The sequence below is a fragment of the Psychromonas sp. SP041 genome (assembly GCF_000470315.2).
Lineage (GTDB): Bacteria > Pseudomonadota > Gammaproteobacteria > Enterobacterales > Psychromonadaceae > Psychromonas.
Genome location: NZ_CBRF02000083.1, coordinates 1 through 1812 on the forward strand (window position 1 = coordinate 1; position 1812 = coordinate 1812).

1 protein-coding gene is annotated in these 1812 nt (G+C 43.4%); it reads right to left on the reverse strand.

Translation table 11 applies throughout. The annotated features are described in order from the left end of the window. Positions 1-1812: Ig-like domain-containing protein (locus tag SP041_RS20610; protein ID WP_205961230.1), on the reverse strand; the 1812-nt coding region annotated here is incomplete at both ends.

Sequence of the window (1812 nt, forward strand, 5' to 3'; positions counted from 1 at the left end):
TACCCGCGACGCTGTACACCAAGTCTGCTGACACGGTTTCAACGTCTGAGAAGTATTCTTTTAAATCAATGCTGTAATCAGCAAAGTCTTCGCTTTGAGTTTGGTCTGCAATCGCTACGCTGCTAATTGGCGTATCGTTCGCTGCCGTGATATCTATCGTAAACGTTGCAGTATCGCTTAATGCATTATCAATACCAGCATCGCCGCCACTATCCGTAACACGGACCGTGAAGGTTTCAGTGGTGTCGCTTGATAACGCATCAATCGCTGCTGCGTTTGGCGCAAAGCTGTAACTGCCGTCGCTTGCTAAGGTTAATGTACCGTACGTACCTACATGGGTATCAGTGCCGTCAGTGAAGTCGTAAGTAAAGGCGCTATCATCAACGTCCGTTGCGGTTAATGTACCGGTAGTTGCATCGAAGCTATCCGCTGCGGCTGTATCAGTAATAGCAGCCGTCACCTCCGCTAACGTCGGTGCATCATTTACTGGGTTAACAGTAAATACAATTGCTTGTGTCACTGACTCACCCTCTGGGTCAGTTGCAGTGAAGCTAATGTTTTCAACGCCATTGAAGTTATCAGTTGCGCTCGTAAACGTTGCAATACCATCCACAATCGTCACGCCAATGTCGCTGTTACCCGCGACGCTGTACACCAAGTCTGCTGACACGGTTTCAGCGTCTGAGAAATATTCTTTTAAATCGATAGTGTATTCATTAAAGTCTTCGCTTTGAGTTTGGTCTGCGATAGGTGTATTACTAATCGGCGTATCGTTCGCAGCTATTATTTCTACTGTAAATGTTGCTCTACTTATAGCATCATTTTCATCTTTCACTCTAATATCAAACATTTCTGTTGTATTTGATGACAAAGCATTAATACTCGATTCATTTGATACAAAGGTATAATCACCTGCAGCAGTTAAACTTAATGTTCCATAGATCCCAACTTGAGTTAAACTCCCATCTGAGAAGTCATAATTAAAATTAGTATCATCTACATCAGTCGCACTTAACACCCCAGTTAAATCATCGAATGAATCAAATAAACCTGTATCTTCGATAGATATCGTTTCATCACTTAATAATGGGGCATCATTTACTTCCTCAATACTAAAAACAACATCTTGAGTAACCGTCAGATTATTTTCATCAGTGGCACTAAAGGTTATTGTTTCACTACCAGAGAAATGACTCGTTGCACTGCTGATCGTTGCAATACCATCCACAATCGTCACGCCAATGTCGCTGTTACCATTAACGCTATAAACTAAATCTGCAACAGACGTCTCTGCATCTGAAAAGTAATGTTTTAAATCAATGCTGTAATCAGCAAAATCTTCTGCATTAACTTGTTCAGGGATAACTGCACTGTTAATCGGCGTATCGTTCGCTGCCGTGATATCTATTGTAAACGTTGCGGTATCGCTTAAGGCATTATCAATACCAGTATCGCCGCCACTGTCCGTAACACGGACCGTGAAGGTTTCAGTGGTGTCGCTTGATAACGCATCAATCGCTGCTGCGTTTGGCGTAAAGCTGTAACTGCCGTCGCTTGCTAAGGTTAATGTTCCGTACGTACCCACATGAGTATCTGTGCCGTCAGTGAAGTCGTAAGTAAAGGCGCTATCATCAACGTCTGTTGCGGTTAATGTACCCGTGGTTGGATCAAAGCTATCCGCTGCTGCTGTATCAGTAATGGCAGTCGTCACATCCGCTAACGTCGGTGCATCATTCACTGGGTTAACAGTAAATACAATCGCTTGTGTCACTGACTCACCACCTGGATCAGTCGCCGTGAAGCTAATATTTT